The 17,825-nt window shown below is 62.4% G+C and carries 18 protein-coding genes; 13 read left to right on the plus strand and 5 right to left on the minus strand.

What is annotated here, in order from left to right:
- The first annotated feature begins 112 nt into the window (after positions 1–112).
- A complete protein-coding gene (locus tag BM151_RS13920) occupies positions 113–595 on the plus strand; it encodes a hypothetical protein (RefSeq protein WP_143093105.1) in 483 nt (160 codons plus the stop codon).
- A gap of 23 nt (positions 596–618) precedes the next feature.
- Here the strand turns inward: BM151_RS13920 and dprA are convergent, their stop codons facing one another.
- Both dprA and tldD read right to left on the minus strand, forming a co-directional pair.
- Complete coding sequence (gene dprA / locus BM151_RS13925; protein WP_483862377.1) at positions 619–1,758, minus strand: DNA-processing protein DprA; 1,140 nt, start codon at positions 1,756–1,758, stop codon at positions 619–621.
- A 274-nt stretch (positions 1,759–2,032) separates the two neighbouring features.
- Positions 2,033–3,454, minus strand: a complete 1,422-nt coding sequence (gene tldD / locus BM151_RS13930; RefSeq protein ID WP_090061336.1) for a metalloprotease TldD — start codon at positions 3,452–3,454, stop codon at positions 2,033–2,035.
- A gap of 172 nt (positions 3,455–3,626) precedes the next feature.
- Here tldD and coxB point away from each other — a divergent pair, with 172 nt between their 5' ends.
- From coxB to BM151_RS13980, 11 genes are all read left to right on the plus strand, one after another.
- The gene (coxB, locus tag BM151_RS13935) at positions 3,627–4,559 is read left to right on the plus strand and encodes a cytochrome c oxidase subunit II (RefSeq protein WP_090061337.1); all 933 of its coding nucleotides are present in this window, start codon (positions 3,627–3,629) and stop codon (positions 4,557–4,559) included.
- 188 nt (positions 4,560–4,747) lie between these two features.
- Positions 4,748–5,686 (plus strand): heme o synthase, encoded by a 939-nt coding sequence (gene cyoE, locus BM151_RS13940; protein WP_090061338.1) that lies wholly within the window; start codon positions 4,748–4,750, stop codon positions 5,684–5,686.
- A 1-nt stretch (position 5,687) separates the two neighbouring features.
- Complete coding sequence (locus BM151_RS21470; RefSeq protein ID WP_143093106.1) at positions 5,688–5,855, plus strand: cytochrome C oxidase assembly protein; 168 nt, start codon at positions 5,688–5,690, stop codon at positions 5,853–5,855.
- A complete protein-coding gene (locus BM151_RS13945) occupies positions 5,855–6,436 on the plus strand; it encodes a cytochrome c oxidase assembly protein (protein WP_090061339.1) in 582 nt (193 codons plus the stop codon). Before BM151_RS21470 ends, BM151_RS13945 begins: the two co-directional genes overlap by 1 nt.
- A gap of 38 nt (positions 6,437–6,474) precedes the next feature.
- A complete protein-coding gene (locus tag BM151_RS13950) occupies positions 6,475–7,287 on the plus strand; it encodes a cytochrome c oxidase subunit 3 (RefSeq protein ID WP_090061340.1) in 813 nt (270 codons plus the stop codon).
- Between the two features lie 84 nt (positions 7,288–7,371).
- Positions 7,372–8,040 (plus strand): SURF1 family protein, encoded by a 669-nt coding sequence (locus BM151_RS13955; RefSeq protein ID WP_090061341.1) that lies wholly within the window; start codon positions 7,372–7,374, stop codon positions 8,038–8,040.
- A gap of 22 nt (positions 8,041–8,062) precedes the next feature.
- Complete coding sequence (gene thrC, locus BM151_RS13960) at positions 8,063–9,445, plus strand: threonine synthase (RefSeq protein ID WP_090061342.1); 1,383 nt, start codon at positions 8,063–8,065, stop codon at positions 9,443–9,445.
- Positions 9,442–10,701, plus strand: coding sequence for a M16 family metallopeptidase (locus tag BM151_RS13965; RefSeq protein ID WP_090061343.1), 1,260 nt, complete (start codon positions 9,442–9,444; stop codon positions 10,699–10,701). Before thrC ends, BM151_RS13965 begins: the two co-directional genes overlap by 4 nt.
- Positions 10,701–11,291 carry a GNAT family N-acetyltransferase gene (locus tag BM151_RS13970; protein WP_090061344.1) on the plus strand — a complete coding sequence of 197 codons (591 nt, stop codon included), beginning with the start codon at positions 10,701–10,703 and terminating at the stop codon, positions 11,289–11,291. The genes BM151_RS13965 and BM151_RS13970 overlap by 1 nt, the downstream gene beginning before the upstream one ends.
- A 579-nt stretch (positions 11,292–11,870) precedes the next feature.
- The gene (locus BM151_RS13975; protein WP_425429558.1) at positions 11,871–12,656 is read left to right on the plus strand and encodes an MBL fold metallo-hydrolase; all 786 of its coding nucleotides are present in this window, start codon (positions 11,871–11,873) and stop codon (positions 12,654–12,656) included.
- A gap of 45 nt (positions 12,657–12,701) precedes the next feature.
- Positions 12,702–14,114: an FAD-binding oxidoreductase gene (locus tag BM151_RS13980; RefSeq protein WP_090061345.1), complete on the plus strand. Its 1,413-nt coding sequence runs from the start codon at positions 12,702–12,704 to the stop codon at positions 14,112–14,114.
- Positions 14,115–14,131: 17 nt separating this feature from the next.
- On the opposite strand, the gene BM151_RS13985 is transcribed toward BM151_RS13980, so the two are convergent.
- On the minus strand, positions 14,132–14,623 hold the full coding sequence (locus BM151_RS13985; RefSeq protein WP_090061457.1) for a GNAT family N-acetyltransferase: 492 nt from the start codon (positions 14,621–14,623) through the stop codon (positions 14,132–14,134).
- A 106-nt stretch (positions 14,624–14,729) separates the two neighbouring features.
- On the opposite strand from BM151_RS13985, the gene BM151_RS13990 reads away from it, so the two are divergent.
- Positions 14,730–15,314, plus strand: a complete 585-nt coding sequence (locus BM151_RS13990) for a flavin reductase family protein (RefSeq protein ID WP_090061346.1) — start codon at positions 14,730–14,732, stop codon at positions 15,312–15,314.
- A 13-nt stretch (positions 15,315–15,327) separates the two neighbouring features.
- Here the strand turns inward: BM151_RS13990 and BM151_RS13995 are convergent, their stop codons facing one another.
- Positions 15,328–15,954, minus strand: a complete 627-nt coding sequence (locus BM151_RS13995; protein WP_218151370.1) for a YdeI/OmpD-associated family protein — start codon at positions 15,952–15,954, stop codon at positions 15,328–15,330.
- A gap of 86 nt (positions 15,955–16,040) precedes the next feature.
- Entirely contained in the window at positions 16,041–17,624 is a 1,584-nt protein-coding gene (locus BM151_RS14000; protein WP_218151371.1) for a SulP family inorganic anion transporter, read from the minus strand.
- Positions 17,625–17,825: the final 201 nt, after the last annotated feature.

Genomic DNA, 17,825 nt, shown 5'->3' on the forward strand with positions numbered 1-17,825 from the left:
GGAAAATGGGCTGACGAAGGCCGGATTGTCAATGCGTCAACGCTATTATTGTTGTCTCGAGGCGCTGAGTGAGCAAGGATCGGGCAGATGCCGGAGGCAGGAGGAGGTCATCATGTGGGCCAGAATTCGGAGGGTGATTTCGGCGGGTGTACTGGTGGGGACACTGGTGGGCGTATTGGGGCTTCCGATGCCAGTGCTGGCGCAGGATTGGCATGAGCCGGCGCGCGGCACGGCGGAGCGGGCGCGGCTGATGAATGCCATGCGGCCGCTGGTGGAATGGCATCTGGGTGCACCGGTGGAATTCGTCGTGCATGAATTGCGTGCGACATCCGATCACGCTTTCGCGATCGTCTCGCCACAGCGCCCCGGCGGCGGAGAGATCGACATCGATACCACCCCGATGGTCCGCGATCTCGGTGACGATCCATGGTATTTCAAAGAGGTCGGCGGTCTCGATTTCATTGCGCTGATGATCCGCGAAGGCGATCAATGGGGCATTGTCGAGTATTCGATCGGTGCGACCGACGTCTGGTTCGGCGCCCAGCCGTTTTGCCGGGAATTCCCCGCGATCCTCGCGGACTATTGTCCCAACTGAGCGGCCCTCTCGATGCGGGGTGCTCATTCGAGGGACAGCATGCCGCCGGGTTTGCGGGCAATGCGTCCTTCGAGTTCGAGTGTCAGGATTTCCGAGCTGATCCGGTCGGCAGGTGCGCCGAGATCGCGAATGAGATCGTCCTCGGGCAGCGGGCTGCCGGCAAGGCGCGACAATATTTCGCGATGCAGGGCCGCATGATCGGCAAGGCTGCGGGTCTCCGGCGCCGCCTCGGGAATGGCGATCGCCTCGTCGGGGACTTCCAACGCGGTGCGGGCCAGCGGCGAGGCGGCCGCCAGCACGTCCAGGACATCGCGAGAGCCGCGAATGAGCGTCGCCCCGTCCCTGAGCAGGATATTGCAGCCGGAGGCGCGGGCATCGAACGGGTGTCCCGGCACGGCCATGACCTCGCGCCCCTGATCGAGCGCATTGCCGGCGGTCAGAAGCGAGCCGGAGCGCGCCGCCGCCTCGATGACGATGGTCGCCCGCGCCAGACCTGAGATGATGCGGTTGCGCATCGGGAAATGCCGCGCGATCGGTTTCATGCCGAAAGGTTGCTCGGAAATCAGCAGACCCCGTTCGGCGATCGCATGATAGAGCGCCTCATTCTCTTGCGGATAGATCATGTCGAGCCCGCCGGCGAGCACGGCGAGCGTACCGGTCTCGAGCGCGGCCTCATGCACCGCCGCATCGATGCCGCGGGCGAGGCCGGAGGCGATGGCAAAACCTTCCGCTCCGAGATCGCGGGTCAGGCTGCGGGCAAAGCGCGCGCCCAGCGAGGAGGCGTTGCGGGCGCCCACAAGCGCCAGGGTCGGACGTTCGATCAGCGACAGATCCCCCTTGACCCAGATCGCGGGGGGCGCATCGTCAATCAGAGTGAGAAGTGGCGGGTAATCGGGCTCCCCGCGCAGGATCAGCGTCGCACCGTGTTTGCGGCCTGCGGCCATTTCGGCCTCGACCACGCTTTCGGGACAGATCTGATAGCCGGAAACACCGGCCTTGCGGGCGATCGCGGGCAGGGCCTCGAGCGCGGCCGCAGCGGTGCCGTGCTCGCGCAACAATCGGTAAAAGGTGGAGATGCCAACACGGCGAGAGCGCAAGAGGCGGAGCCAGTCGGCCCGAACTTCCACGGGGTGGGGTGGGGTGAGGGGGTGGTGGGAAGGGATGAACTCCAAGGGATCAACTCTCTCCGTCTCTTGCCCCTTTACTCTCGCCCAGAATGGTTAATGAGCCGTTACTGAGGCCCGAAAAGATACAAATTTATACGTTTTCGATGTAAGTTTTTCCAAAACCACACTGAATTTTCGGCCGAATTCGCTGCTGTTGCGGTCATCAAGTTTAACCGCGCGCCGTTTGTGGCCTTTTCACAATGCAACTTGGCGCTGAATCGGGGGCGTCTCCGCCCCTGATTCATCTGTCGCAGAGAAGTCGCTCCGACGTTCAGGTGGCAGAGCCGCCAACGGTCAGCCCGCCGATCAACAGGGTTGGCTGACCGACGCCGACCGGCACCCATTGGCCTTGTTTGCCGCAATTGCCGATCCCCGGGTCGAGCGCCATGTCATTGCCGATGGCACGGATATGTTTCATCGCCGTGGCGCCGTCGCCGATCAGGGTGGCACCTTTTACCGGCGCGCCGATCTGGCCATTCTCCACGCGATAAGCCTCGGTGCAGTTGAAGACGAATTTACCGTTGGTGATATCGACCTGACCGCCGGAGAAGCCGACCGCATAGATGCCGTCCTTCATATCGGCGATGATCTCGTCGGGAGAGGTATCGCCACCCAGCATATAGGTGTTGGTCATCCGCGGCATCGGCGCATGGGCGTAGCTTTCGCGGCGGCCATTGCCGGTGGGGGGAACCCCCATGAGCCGGGCGTTCTGCCGGTCCTGCATATAGCCGACGAGCACACCGTCCTCGATCAGCGTGGTCTTTTCCGAGGGCGTGCCCTCGTCATCGATGGAGATCGAACCGCGCCGGTCGGGGATTGTGCCATCGTCCAGCACGGTGACGCCTTTCGCGGCCACCTGCTGGCCCATCAGCCCGGCGAAGGCGGAGGTTTTCTTGCGGTTGAAGTCACCTTCGAGCCCATGACCCACCGCCTCGTGCAACAACACCCCGGGCCAGCCCGGTCCGAGCGCCACATCCATGACGCCCGCCGGCGCCGGCACGGCATCGAGATTGACCACGGCAATGCGCAGCGCCTCGCGCGCCACCCCTTGCCAATGGTCCGGCGCGATGAGGCCGGTGAGGCCGAACCGCCCGCCGCCGCCATGGCTGCCGCTCTCGCGCCGACCGTTCTGTTCGACGATGACCGAGATCGACAGCCGCGCCATCGGCCGGATGTCGGACACGAGCCCGCCCTCGGGACGCAGGATATAGACCTCCTGATGCGAGGCGGCGAGCGAGGCGGTGACCTGAACGACACGCGAGTCGAGATCGCGCAGATAGGCGTCGATCTCTCTGAGCGTCTCGATCTTGACGTCGAAGGCCGCGCCTTCGAGCGGGTTGTCCTCGGTGTAGAGATGCACATTGGTTGGACGGGGCGGCTCGGCCAGGGTGCCGCCGCCATCGCCGACCGCGAGCCGTGCGGTCTCGGCGGCGCGCCGGATCGCCTGTTCGGAAATCTCGGTCGAATGGGCAAAGCCCGCGGTCTCGCCGCGCACGGCGCGCAGCCCGAAGCCTTCGGAGGCGTCATAGGAGGCGGTGCGAATCCGGCCGTCGTCCAAAACCAGACCTTCGGAGGTGCGACGTTCCAAAAACAGTTCGCCGTCATCGGCGCCCTGAACGGCGCCACGTAGAGTCGCGAGGGCATTTTCAAGCTCTAGCGTATTTGTAAATGGGTCAAAACGTCGCGAAGACACAGATTTTCTCCCTTTGGGCTTGATCTAGATCAAAAAAACCGCTCAATGCGGTTGGGAATTCTTGTCCCATCACGCCTAATATGGTTTTTGATAGGGAAGACTCAATGAAAATGCACCCGGAATACCGGGGCGGCAGCTGGCAAACGCCTGATTGCAACGATGGGAAGAGACAATGCGCACACATACCCTCTGGGCTGCCCTTGCGGCCTCCGTTTTCGCAACATTCGCCTCGGCGGGAGCCCAGGCTCAGGATAAGGGCGAGCTTCTTGGCGCGCCGGTGTCCGGAAAGATGGGCTTTCAGCCGGCCGCGACCGAACTGGCCCGCGACATTCACGGCCTCGATCATATGGTGCTGGTGATCATCACGGTGATCGTCGCCCTGGTCTGTGCCCTGATCCTCTGGGTGATCGTCCGGTACAATTCCAAGACCAACAAGACGCCTGCGAAATTCACCCACCACACTCCGATCGAGGTGGCCTGGACACTGGTTCCGCTGCTGGTCCTCGTGGTCATCGGCTCCTTCTCGCTGCCGGTTCTGTTCAAGCAACAGGAAATCCCGGAAGGCGACATCTATATCAAGGTGACCGGGTATCAGTGGTTCTGGGGCTATGAATATGTCGACGAGGGCATCGCCTTCGACAGCTATCTGATTGGCCACCCGGCGACCATGACCGATGAGGACTATGACGCCGGCGGCAAGAACTACGTTTTGAACGATGCGATGCGCGCCAAGCTGGTGAAAGCCGGGTACAGCGAGGATCAGTTCCTGCTGGCCACCGACACCAAGGTCGTCGTGCCGGTCGGCAAGACCATCGTCATGGGCGTGACCGGTGCCGATGTGATCCACAGCTGGACCATCCCGGCCTTTGGCGTGAAACAGGACGCCGTGCCGGGCCGCGTGGCCGAGCTCTGGTTCAAGGCCGAGAAAACCGGCACCTTCTTCGGCCAGTGTTCCGAGCTTTGCGGCAAGGACCACGCCTATATGCCGATCACGGTGCAGGTGGTGGAACAGGACGAGTATGACGCCTGGCTCGAGACCGCTAAGGAGCTCTACGCCTCCAACGACACCGCGCCGAGCCTGATCAAACTGGCCTCTGCCGAGTAAGAGTTTTCGGGCGAGGGCGGATCAACCGCCCCGCTCATCCGTTAAGACCCACGCACGCAAGACCACGTAAGACCACGCACGAAAGCGCCCCCCAAAGAGGCAAAAATGCCCGACGGGGGGCACACTCACAACCGGACGACCCACCGGAAGACCCACGGGCGCAAGCCCTATGACTGGAAGATACGCGAATGACTGACGCGACGATCATTTTGGAGGACAGCCGTGACGCCGGTTTCGGCGATTATTTCGCGCTGTTGAAACCGCGCGTCATGTCTCTCGTCGTGTTCACCGCCTTTGCCGGGCTGATCGTCGCCCCGGGCGGCATTCACCCGTTCCTTGGCTTCTTCGCGATTCTCTGTATCGCCATCGGCGGCGGCGCCTCGGGCGCGCTCAACATGTGGTATGACAGCGACATCGACATGGTGATGAAACGCACCAAGTCGCGGCCGATCCCGGCCGGCAAGGTCAGTCGCGAAGAGGCGCTCGGCATCGGGCTGACGCTCTCGGGCTTTGCCGTGGTGATGCTCTGGCTCGCTACCAACTGGGTCGCGGCGGCGCTTCTGGCCTTTACCATCTTCTTCTACGCCGTGGTTTATACCATGTGGCTCAAGCGCGCGACGCCGCAGAATATCGTGATCGGCGGTGCCTCTGGCGCGTTGCCGCCGATGATCGGCTGGGCCGCGGTGACCGGCGATATCACGCTGTCGTCGGTTCTGATGTTCATGCTGATCTTCATGTGGACGCCGCCGCATTTCTGGTCGCTGGCGCTGTTCATGAACGCGGATTACGACAAGGCGAAAGTGCCGATGCTGACCGTGACGCACGGCAAGCGCGCGACCCGCAACCATATCCTGATCTACACGCTCCTGCTGGCGGGCTTTGCCGCCGCGATGTTCGCCACGCCGCTGGCGGGCTGGGCCTATCTCGTGGTGGCCGTGGTGATGAACGCGCTGTTCGTCAAAGGCGCGATCACGCTCTGGCGCCGCGACGAGACCCAGGCCGAGGCGGACAATTACAAGGCGGAACGGGCGTTTTTCAAACTGTCACTGGCCTATACGTTCCTGCATTTCATGGCGCTGATGGCCGACAAGGCGCTGTTTGCCTATGGCGTGGGAGGGCCGTTCTGAGATGGCGATCACCAAACTTCACGACATTCATGACCGGCGCCGGTCCCGCAATGTCGGGCTCGGGCTGGCGCTGGGCGTTTTCGTCCTGCTGCTTTTGAGCCTGACCGTGGTCAAGGTGACCGTGCTCGATCCGGCGCGCGCCGCCGCAGCCCGGGAGGCACAGCAGTAATGGCCATCAAGGGTGCCCAGAAAACCGTGCTGCAACTCGTGACGGTGGTCACCGTCATGGGCGGGCTGGCCTGGGCGTCGGTGCCGTTCTACAGCTGGTTCTGTGCCGTCACCGGCTTTGGCGGCACCACGGATGTCGCCAGCGAAGGCTCGGATGTCATTCTCGACGAGACGATCAAGATCCGTTTCGACGCCAATACCGACCCGGATATGCCCTGGATCTTCAAGCCGGTGGCCAATGTCATGGAGCTTCGGATCGGCGAGACCGGGCTGGCCTTCTACGAGGCCTATAACCCCACCGACCGGGTGATCGCGGGCACCGCCTCCTACAATGTCGCGCCTTTCGAGGCCGGCGGGTTCTTCACCAAGATCGACTGTTTCTGTTTCACCGAACAGGTGCTGCAGCCCGGCGAGCGGGTGCTGATGCCGGTGACCTTCTATGTCGATCCGGAAATCACCACCGACAGGGATGCCAAATACGTGCATCGCATCACCCTGTCTTACACGTTTCACGAAACCGAATTGCCCGAGGATTACGCCGCGCTGGACGACGGCAGCGCCTCGGATCGCAGTTTAAACTAAGCCCGAACGGGCACTCCTAGGGAGAGGGACGCACGAAAATGGCGCATGAAAAGAACCACGATTACCACATCCTTCAGCCGTCGCCCTGGCCGCTGATGGGGGCCGCTTCGGCCTTTGTCATGCTGTTCGGTGCGGTGCACTGGATGTCGCCGGAAGCCTCCGGCACGCCTTTCATCTTCCTGATCGGCCTGATCGGCGTGCTCTACGTGATGTGGAGCTGGTGGGGCGATACGATCAAGGAAAACAAGGTCGGCGATCACACCCCGGTGGTGCGGATCGGCCTGCGCTATGGCTTCATCATGTTCATCATGTCCGAAGTCATGTTCTTTGCCGCCTGGTTCTGGGCCTTCTTCAAGAACGCGCTCTACCCGATGTGGACCTATCAGGGCACGGAATATGTGAAGCCGGAGATCATCCCGATCGACGCCTTCCATCTGCCGCTGATCAATACGCTGATCCTGCTGTGCTCCGGCGCCGCAGTGACCTGGGCGCACCACGCGCTGGTGCATGGCAATATCCGCAAGGATCTGGTCGCCGGCCTCGCCATCGGCATCGGTCTCGGCGCGTTCTTCACCGTGTTCCAAGCCTATGAATATTACGAGCTCTTCGTGCACGAAGGCTACACGTTCGGCGGCGACTTCTTCTATGGCTCCTTCTTCATGGCGACCGGTTTCCACGGGTTCCACGTGATCATCGGCACGATCTTCCTGACCATCTGTCTGGTGCGCGCGATGAAGGGCGACTTTACCCCGGACGATCACATCGGCTTCGAAGCGGCCGCCTGGTACTGGCACTTCGTCGACGTGGTGTGGCTCTTCCTCTTCGTCGTGGTCTATATCTGGGGCCAGTAAGCTCCCGCGATATTCCCACGACAGGAAAGACCGGATAGAAGGGCGCGCAGGGTCGCGCCCTTTTTCATGGCGAGCGGAGGCACAATGCTCAAACGGATGATCTTCCCCATCGTGATCGGTCTTGCCGGTTGCGCCATCCTGATCTGGCTCGGCACATGGCAGCTCGCGCGGCTCGAGTGGAAACAGGGCATCCTGTCGGAGATCGAGGCAAAAATCGCCGCCACCCCGGTGCCGCTCCCCGCCGAAATCGACCCGTCGATGAAATACCTGCCGGTGACGGCGATGGGCAGGATTGGCGCCGAAGAACTGCACGTTCTTGTGTCGCGCAAACAGATCGGTGCGGGCTTTTTGATCATCGCGCCCTTCGAGACCGAGGACGGGCGCCGGGTGCTTCTGGACCGCGGTTTCGTGCGCGACATGGAAAAGGACGCGCCGCGCGCCAAAGGCCCCGCCACCATCGTCGGCAATCTGCATTGGCCTGATGATATGAACAGCTCAACACCGGCGCCGGATCTGGGCCGCAACATCTGGTTCGGGCGTGACATCCCGGCGATGGCCGCCGCGCTTCACACAGAACCTGTCCTGATCGTCGCGCGGCAGAGCACCGGGGAAGGCATCGATCCGATCCCCGTCGGTATAGAGGGCATTCCCAACGATCACCTGCAATATGCGCTCACATGGTTTTCGCTGTGCCTTGTCTGGTTTGGGATGACTCTGTTCCTTCTTTGGCGTATCTGGACCCGAACAGAGTAAAAGCGGACACAGAGCGAAGATAATGCGCTATATTTCGACCCGCGGCCAAGCGCCGGTGCTGAATTTCGAAGAGGCCATGCTGACCGGCCTCGCTTCTGACGGCGGGCTCTATGTGCCCGAGACCATCCCGACCATGAGCGAAGAAGAGATCGCGGCGCTGGCCGGGCTGTCCTATGAAGAGGTGGCATTCACGGTGATGAAGCCGTTCATCGGCGACACCTTCACCGACGCGGAGTTCGAGGAGATCATCGCCAAGGCCTATCAGGGCTTCAAACACGACGCCCGCGCGCCGCTGGTGCAGCTGGGTCCCAATCATTTCCTGCTCGAATTGTTCCACGGTCCGACGCTGGCGTTCAAGGATTTCGCCATGCAGCTGATCGGCCAGCTGTTTCAGGCCGCGCTGTCGCGCTCCGGCAAACATGTGACCATCGTCGGCGCCACTTCCGGCGACACCGGTTCGGCCGCCATCGAGGCCTTCAAAGGCCTGTCGAATGTCGATGTCTTCATCCTGTTCCCGCATGGCCGCGTCTCCGACGTACAACGGCGTCAGATGACCACGCCGCCCGAGAGCAATGTGCATGCGCTGGCGGTCGAGGGCGATTTCGACGATTGTCAGGCGGCTCTGAAAGAGATGTTCGCCGATCATGATTTCCGCGAGGGCGTGAAGCTCGCCGCCGTGAACTCGATCAACTGGGCGCGGGTCTTGGCACAGGTGGTCTATTATTTCACCTCCGCCGTCTCGCTGGGGGCGCCACATCGCAAGGTCTCCTTCACCGTGCCCACCGGCAATTTCGGTGACATTTTCGCGGGCTATATCGCCAAGCGCATGGGGCTTCCGATCGAGAATCTGGTGATCGCCACCAACCAGAACGACATCCTGCACCGCACCATGGTGACGGGCGCCTACACGAAAGAGGGGGTGACCCCCTCGATCTCGCCGTCGATGGACATTCAGGTCAGCTCCAATTTCGAACGCGCGCTGTTCGATGTCTATGACCGCGAAGGTCCCGCGATTGCCCAGCTCATGGACGAGCTGAAAGCAGGCTCTTTCGCCATTTCCCAAGGCGCAATGGACCGTCTGCGTGACACGTTCAAATCGGGCCGGGCCTCGGAAGAGGAAACCACGGCGACGATCAAGGACATGTTCGCGCGCACGAATGAGGTGCTCTGCCCGCACACGGCGGTGGCGGTGAAGGTCGGCGAAGAGAACCTCACGGAGGTGCCGATGATCTCGCTTTCGACCGCGCATCCGGCGAAATTCCCGGCCGCCGTCGAAGCGGCCTGTGGCGTGCATCCGGAGCTTCCGCCGCACATGGCCGATCTGTTCGAGCGCGACGAGCGCTTCACCGTCGTGCCCAACGATCTCGAAGGCCTGAAAAGCCTGATCAAGGAGCGTCTCGCTTGAGCCCGCGTATTCATACCCTGCCCAACGGTTTTCGTATCGTCACCGAGATGCAGCCCTCGATGCAGAGCGCGTCGATCGGTGTCTGGGTGCTGGCCGGCGGGCGTCACGAGCGCATCGAACAGAATGGCATCGCGCATTTTCTGGAACATATGGCGTTCAAGGGCACCCATCGGCGCAGCCCGCTGGAGATTGCCGAAGCGCTCGAGAATGTCGGTGGCTATCTCAATGCCTATACGACCAAGGAAACCACGGCCTATTATGCCCGTGTGCTGAAAGACGATGTGTCGCTGGCGCTCGATGTGATCGGCGACATCGTCCTCAATCCGATTTTCGATCCGCAGGAGCTCGAGCTTGAGCGCGGCGTGATCCTGTCCGAGATCGGCCAGGCATTGGATACGCCCGACGACGTGATTTTCGACTGGCTGCAAGAGGCGACCTTCCCGAAGCAGGCGCTTGGCCGCACCATTCTCGGCCCGGCCGATCGGGTGCGCGGCTTTGGTCGCGACGATCTCGCCGGTTTTGTCGAGGAGCATTACAGCCCGGAACGGATGATCCTGTCGGCCGCCGGCAATATCGATCACGATCGGATCGTTGCCGAGGCCTCCGAAATTTTCGGCGGGCTCAAGCCGCACGGCCGCGATCATGCCGATCCGGCGCGTTTCGAGGGCGGTGAGTTTCGCAAGGTCAAGAAACTCGAACAGGCGCATTTCACTCTGGCCTTCGAAGGCCCGGGCTATCGTGATGAGGACATCTATATCGCCCAGACCGCGACCACCGCTCTGGGCGGCGGCATGTCTTCGCGATTGTTCCAGGAGCTGCGCGAGAAACGCGGGCTTTGCTACACGATCTATTCCCAGACCAGCGCCTATTCCGACACCGGCCTGACCACGATCTATGCCGGCACCTCCGGCGATCAGGTGGCCGAACTGGCCGAGGTCACCATCGACGAGCTGAAACGCGCCGCCGATGAGATGACCGTGGAAGAGGTCGATCGGGCCCGGGCACAGATCAAGGCGGGCCTGCTGATGGGCCTGGAAAGCCCCTCGTCGCGGGCCGAGCGCAACGCGCGCATGATCGGCATCTGGGACCGCATTCCGCCGCTCGAGGAAACGGTCGAGCGGATCGATGCGGTGACGCTCGAGAATGTGCGTCATTTCCTGATGAACACCGGCATGGGCAAGGCCTCGATGGCGCTCTACGGCCCGGTGAAAGCCGCGCCCGAGCTGGAACATCTGCGCGAGAGGTTTGCCGCCTGATGCTCCTGCGTCGTCCGAAGGTGAGGATCGAGACGGAGCGGATGACGCTGCGGCTGCCGCAGCATTCGGATTACCGTGCCTGGTCGGGCCTGCGCGCCGAGAGCCGCGGGTTCCTGCAACCCTGGGAGCCGACCTGGTCGCGCGATCACCTGACGCGCAAGGCTTTCACCAACCGGGTGCTCTGGGCCGAACGGACCTACAAGGCCGATACCGGCCTGCCGGCCTTCATGATCAACCGGGAGACCGGTGAGCTGGTCGGGGCGATCACGCTGGACAATATCCGTCGCGGCCCGGCACAGGCCGGCACCATCGGCTATTGGACCGGCGCGCGCTATGCCCGTCAGGGCTATATGAAAGAGGCGATCGCCGCCCTGGTGCATCACGCCTTCACCCATATGCGGCTCAGCCGGATCGAGGCGGCCTGCCTTCCTGAAAACGTCGCCTCGCGCGGCGCGCTCGAAAAGGCCGGCTTCAAATACGAAGGCGTGGCGCAGGCCTATCTGCAGATCAACGGCCGCTGGCGCAACCATGTGCTCTATTCCGCGTTGCATCCGGACCGGCGTGGTCCGACGTCGATCGGTCTCGCCTGACCCGCGTCCTCAGATCCGCAGCCAGATTTCATGTGATCAAAGATGGGACGTTCTTGCTCTGTGCGGCGAAGGGCAGGAAAGAGCCCTTTGGGGACATTCACCTACTTGGCGCGGAACAAGGCCGAGGGCCGCCGCGCCTGCGCCTGCCCGTCTCGGCGGGGAGGCGCATTGTCCTCCGCGCATAGACCTCAAATCATGGACGTATTCGCGCCATAAAGTGCTCCGCTCAATTGTTTGAGCGCCACCCCACGGGCAGGCTGGTCACAGCTCAGCGACAGAGTGGCCAATGTCCCCTCCGTCCGCTCTCCGGACCTTCGCTCGTGCGGTGCTGAACGCCTGGTTCGGCTCGGACAGGCGTGACGAAAAGGCAAGCGTGTCGGGCGCGCTTTGGCTGCCAGGACACTCCTTAGCAGGTCGCCCAAGATGCGGGGCGGTCAACGGCCGATCCCGGGCGCACGGTTCTGTGATGCGGCGAATGGGGGATTCGCCCCTATCCTGATCGCGATTTGATCCGAAGATTTTGGAGATATGGCGATGAAACCGATGGTGTTCAGCGGGTTTTTGGGCGTTTTGACGGGCATGGGTGGTGCAGAGGGCGCTCTGGCGCAGGAGGCGGAGCGCATTCCCAGCCATTGCCGGTCTCTGGTGCAGGCCCAGCCGCCGGAGCGGCTCTGGAAGGCCTCGGTCGGGGCGCCCCTGCCCAAGGACACTGTACGCCTCCATTTCATCGGTCATGCGATGTTCGCTCTCGAGGCTGGCGATGTCTCCGTTGTCACCGATTACAACGGCTTTATCGGCGAGACCCTCTGGTCCCCCGATGTCGTGACGATGAATCAGGCGCACACCAGCCATTACACCAACAATGTGCATGGTGATGTCGCGCATATCCTCGAGGGCTGGGGGGCTTTCGGCGAAGGTGTCCGCCACGATCTCGATCTTGGTGCCATGCGCATCCGCAACGTGCCGACCGATATCCGGCTGGGCGACGGGCGCGAGCCCAATGGCAATTCGATCTTCATTTTCGAGGCGGGCGGGCTCTGTATCGGTCATCTCGGCCATCTGCATCATGAACCGACCGAGGAACAATATGCCGCCATCGGACGGCTCGACGTGGTCATGGCGCCGGTCGATGGTGGTTATACCGTGCCGCGCGCGACCATGGTCAGGATCGTCGAGCGCTTCCGCTCCTCGATCATCATCCCGATGCATTGGTTCTCGCGCTATGGGCTCGATGATTTTCTCACGCAGATGGAAGACGAGTTCCCGGTGGTCGAAACCCAGGGGGCCGAGCTTCTGGTCTCGCTCGATCGCCTGCCGGGACAACCGACGATCATGGTTCTGGAGCCTGAGTGGCTTTCCGATTGAGGAGCGGCGCGGGGATGGGCTACATCTTGGCCAAAGGAGCCGCCGATGACCCAACCTGCCACGCCCGAATTCCTTGCCACACTTGAGGCCGCCCTGCCGCCGGTCACGCTGCGCGCCCGGCGCGAAGGCGAATTGGAAGACCCGCGTGGCCGCCATCACGGACAGGCCGCGACGGTGGCCCGGCCCGGGACGGTGGAGGAGGTCGCCACCATCCTGCGGCTTTGCAACGCGGCAGGCGTGGGGGTGGTGCCCCTGGGCGGCGGCACCGGGCTGGTGCTCGGGCAGGTGGCCTATGAGGGACCGGCGCCCGTGGTGCTCTCGCTCGAACGGATGACGCGCATTCGCGGGGTCTACCCTGAGGAAAATGTCATCGTCGCCGAGGCCGGCGCCATTCTCGCCTCTGTACAGGAGGCCGCTGTCGAGGCGGATCGGCTGTTCCCGCTGTCGCTCGGGGCCGAAGGCTCCTGTCGGCTGGGCGGCAATCTTTCGACCAATGCCGGCGGTTTGAACGTGCTGCGCTACGGCAATGCCCGCGAGCTGTGCCTCGGCATCGAGGCGGTGCTGCCGGACGGGCAGATTTTCCACGGGCTCAAACGTCTGCGCAAGGACAACACCGGCTATGATCTCAGGAACCTGCTGATCGGTGCCGAGGGCACCCTGGGGGTGATCACGGCGGCGGCGATGCGGCTCTACCCGCGCCCGGAACAGGAGGCGGCGGCGGTGCTTGCGGTCCCCTCGCCGGCGGCGGCGCTACAGCTTCTGAACCTGGCGCAGGGGATCGCGGGGGAGGGGATCTCCGCCTTTGAGCTGATCTCCGGCGTCGGGTTGGACTTTCTGGCCGAGAAGATGCCGGATCTGCGCCAGCCTTTCGATGTGCCGCCCGAGTGGTCCGTGCTGATCGATCTCGGTGTCTCCGGTGGGGCCGACCCGGCCGAGATGCTGGCGCACCTTTTCGAACACGCTTTCGAGGCCGGGCTGGTCACCGACGGGGTGATCGCGCAAAGCGAGACGCAGCGTCAGGACTTCTGGGCCATGCGCGAAAGCATTCCCGAGGGCAACAAACGCGTCGGCTCGATCTCGTCGCATGATATCTCCATCCCGCTCTCACGGATCGCGGAGTTCATCCCGGACGGGGTCGCGCGGCTTGCCGAACTGGGCGATGTGCGGGTCAATGCCTTTGGCCATCTGGGCGACGGCAACCTGCATTACAATGTCTTTCCGGCCAAAGGGCGGGATCGGTCGGATTATGAAAACATCCGCGCCGAGGTGAAGCGTGTGGTGCATGATCTGGTGGCGGCCTATGACGGGTCGTTTTCGGCCGAACACGGGGTGGGGCGGCTCAAGGCCGAGGATCTCGAACGCTATGGCGATCCGGCGAAACTCTCGGCGATGCGGGCGATCAAGGCGGCGCTCGATCCCAAGGGCATCATGAACCCGGGGGCGGTGTTGCGCGGCTGAGGGCGCGAAGCCCCGGCTCAATCGTCCTTGTGAACGAGGCCTGCGACCCCGTCCCAGGCGCCCGGGCGCAACGCCACGCCCAGCACCCGGTCGGGGTTGGTGGGCGGCGGCATTTCCACATGGGGGAGCTTCTCGAAGCCGAACCGGCTGTAATAGGGCGCATCGCCCACCAACATGACCCGCTGCCAGCCCAGGCGCACCGCCTCGGCCATGGCTTCGGTCATCAACAAGCCGCCCAGGCCCTCACCCTGACGGGTCGGGTGCACGGCAATGGGACCCAAAAGCAAGGCGCGATGTTCGCCTGCACCGATGCGAATCGGCCAGAACCGGATCGCGGCGGCCAGCACACCGGTCTCGTCACGGGCGATCAGGCAGAGATCCGCGACCTTCGGCACCCCGTCGCGCAGACGGTAAGAGGACAGAAGCTCCCGACCCGGTGCGAAACAGGTGTCATAGAGGGCTTCGACCTCCCACAGATCCTCCGCTGTTTCGACCTCGAGTTGATACACGCCCATCCCTTTCTCACCGCAGTGTTCCCCATGCGGATTTTGGCTCGAAATTCTGCTATCACGGCTCTAAATGAGGGGCAACGCGAAGTAGAGGACACAGCCGAAGATGTATTATCGCCCGAGCGACGGACATGGTCTGCCGCATAACCCGTTCAACGCCATCGTGTCGCCGCGTCCCATCGGCTGGATTTCCAGCCGTTCCTCTTCCGGTCACGAAAACCTGGCGCCCTATTCGTTTTTCAACGCCGTCGCCTATACGCCGCCACAGGTGATGTTTGCCTCGGTCGGTGACAAGGATTCCCTCTCCAATATTCGCGAGACCCGGGAATTCTGTGTCAATCTGGTGGGGGCGGATCTGGTGTCGGTGATGAATGCGACCTCCGCCGCGCTCGACGGACATGAGGACGAATTTTCCCATTCCGGTGCCCTGCGTGCGCCCTGTCGCGAAATCGCCTGTTCCCGCGTCGAAGATGCGCCGGCCTCTCTCGAATGCAGGATGACCCAGATCGTCAAACTCGAGGGTCAGGAGAATTTTGCCATTTTCGGCGAGGTCGTCGGCATTCACATCCGCCCGGATTGTATCATCGACGGCCGCTTTGACGTGGTTCATGCCCGCATGCTCAGCCGGCTGGGCTATCGCGACTATGCCGAGGTCACCGAGGTGTTCGAACTGACCCGCCCGAACGACTGACCATGAAACGGAGCTAGCGCTCCGTTGCGCCTTTGCCGGCGAGAATCTTATCGCGAAACCTCGCTATCCGTGCGCAGCGGGTCGCTGATGTCTTGGCTGCGTTGAGATTGATCGCGTAGCTTTTGCGGCGCCCCGGCGTCAGGGTCCAAAAGGCCTCGGCCAGTTCCGGATCGGCGTCGAGCGCCTCAATCAGCTCATCCGGAAGCGCGACCTCGCGCGGTGTCGCGTCGGGTCTGATCCCCCGTTCGGCATAGGACATCGCCTCTTTCAGATAGGCCCGGATCACCGGCGCCATCTCATCGACCTTCCCGGCTTCTTCGAAACAGAGCATATCCGGATGCGCCGTGTTCGCCCCTTGCCGGCGCAGGACATTCTCCGGGTCCTTGAGCAGCGCGGCATTCATGAAGCTCAGACGGAAATTACCTCGAAACGCCCCGATGAGCGCAATGTTGCGCCCGGCATGCATATAACAAGGATGTCCCCATTTCACATGCTCCTCCAACCCCGCCTCGCGACAGATGCGACGCAGCGCGAGAAGCCCCGACAACCAGAGTTGCACCGAGCACTCGGGCGTGGCGAAGCGCTTACAACGCCCGCATCCCAGGTTGAAAAACTCTTCGATCTCGGTGATCATGACCATGCAATTCCTTGCCGTTTCCTGCTCTCACCATAGCAAAAAGGGGCCGCTCAGGCCCCTTTTCTTTTCAAAATACAACTTTTGCGATCTCAATGCCCGGCGCCGAGCACCCCGGTGCGCACGCCGTAATCGGTGGCGATCTGGTAATCCGGGTCATCGTCACTGTCGACCATCAGGTGACCGGCGTTTTTCAACAGCGCATGACAGTCGTGGCTGAGATGACGCAGCTGGATTTCCTTGCCCTGCGCCTCGTATTTCGCGGCGAGGCTCTCGATCGCGTTCAAAGCCGACTGATCGGCGACACGGCTGTCGGCGAAATCGACGATCACCATCGACGGGTCATTGGCCGGATCGAAGAGTTCCAGAAAGCCTTCGGCCGAGCCGAAGAACAGCGGGCCTTGCACCTGATAGACCTTGGCGCCTTCCGGGCTTTCGTAGCTCTTCGCGTGGATGCGCGAGGCGTTCTGCCAGGCATAGGCCAGCGCCGAGACGATCACACCGACGACCACGGCCACCGCCAAGTCCTCGAACACGGTCACCACGGTCACCAGCACGATGACGAAAGCATCGACCCGCGGCACCTTGCGCATGACGTTGAACGAATTCCAGGCAAAGGTGCCGATCACCACCATGAACATCACGCCAACGAGCGCGGCGAGCGGGATCTGTTCGATGAGCGGCGAGGCGACGACGATGAACAGGAGAAGGAAGATCGCGGCAGAAATCCCCGCCAGACGGGTGCGGCCGCCGGATTTCACGTTGATCATCGACTGGCCGATCATCGCGCAGCCGCCCATGCCACCGAAGAAACCGGTGATCACATTGGCCGTGCCCTGGGCGATGCATTCCTGCGAGACGCCACCGCGTTCGCCCTTGATCTCGCCCACGAGGTTGAGGGTCAAAAGGCTCTCGATCAGGCCGACAGAGGCCGCGATCAGCGCATAGGGGAAGATGATCGTCAGCACCGCCATGAACTGATCCGTGCTCTCGAACATCGGCACCATCGGGATATGGAACTGCGGCAAGCCGCCCTTGATCGCCGCCATGTCGCCGACGCGAGGCACATCGATATTAAAGGCCAGCACCACGCCCGCCGTGACCAGAATGCCGGCCAAGGGTGCCGGGATGATATTGGTCACCTTGGGCAGGAAATGCACCACGACCATGGTGAGTGCGACGAGGCCCAGCATCATCACAAGCTGGCCGCCGGCCATCCAGGTCTGAGTGCCATCGGCGCCCGGCACTTTGAACTGCGTCATCTGAGCGAGAAAGATCACGATCGCCAAGCCGTTGACGAAGCCGAGCATCACCGGATGCGGCACCAGCCGGATGAATTTGCCCAAGCGAAAAATCCCCGCGAGGATCTGCAACACGCCCATGAGCACCACGGTGGCGAAGAGATATTCGACGCCATGTTCCGCGACGAGGCTCACCAGTACCACGGCAATTGCGCCCGTGGCGCCGGAAATCATCCCCGGACGACCGCCGATCAAAGCGGTGACCAAGCCCATGATGAACGCGGCATAGAGACCGACCAGCGGGTTGACGCCTGCGACGAAAGCGAAAGCCACCGCCTCGGGCACCAGCGCCAGTGCCACGGTCAGCCCCGATAAAAGATCCGTCTTTGCCTGCTTCGGTGTCAGCGGATAGGAGGAGGATGACGAAATAGACATGTTCTTCGCGAAGGACGCGAGTGCGGATTGGATCACGGGGAACTCCCAGATGTCAGGAAATGCGTTTGGCCCCTCATAGCCTGAATGCCCAAATGGCGAAAGGTGAAAGGAGATGATCAGAAAAAGGTCAGTTGCGATGACGCAACAGGCCGCGACGCTGCCGCAGCGTATTGCCCCTTGCACCACATGCCACAGCGCCGC

This window comes from Celeribacter neptunius, from assembly GCF_900113955.1.
Taxonomy (GTDB): domain Bacteria; phylum Pseudomonadota; class Alphaproteobacteria; order Rhodobacterales; family Rhodobacteraceae; genus Celeribacter; species Celeribacter neptunius.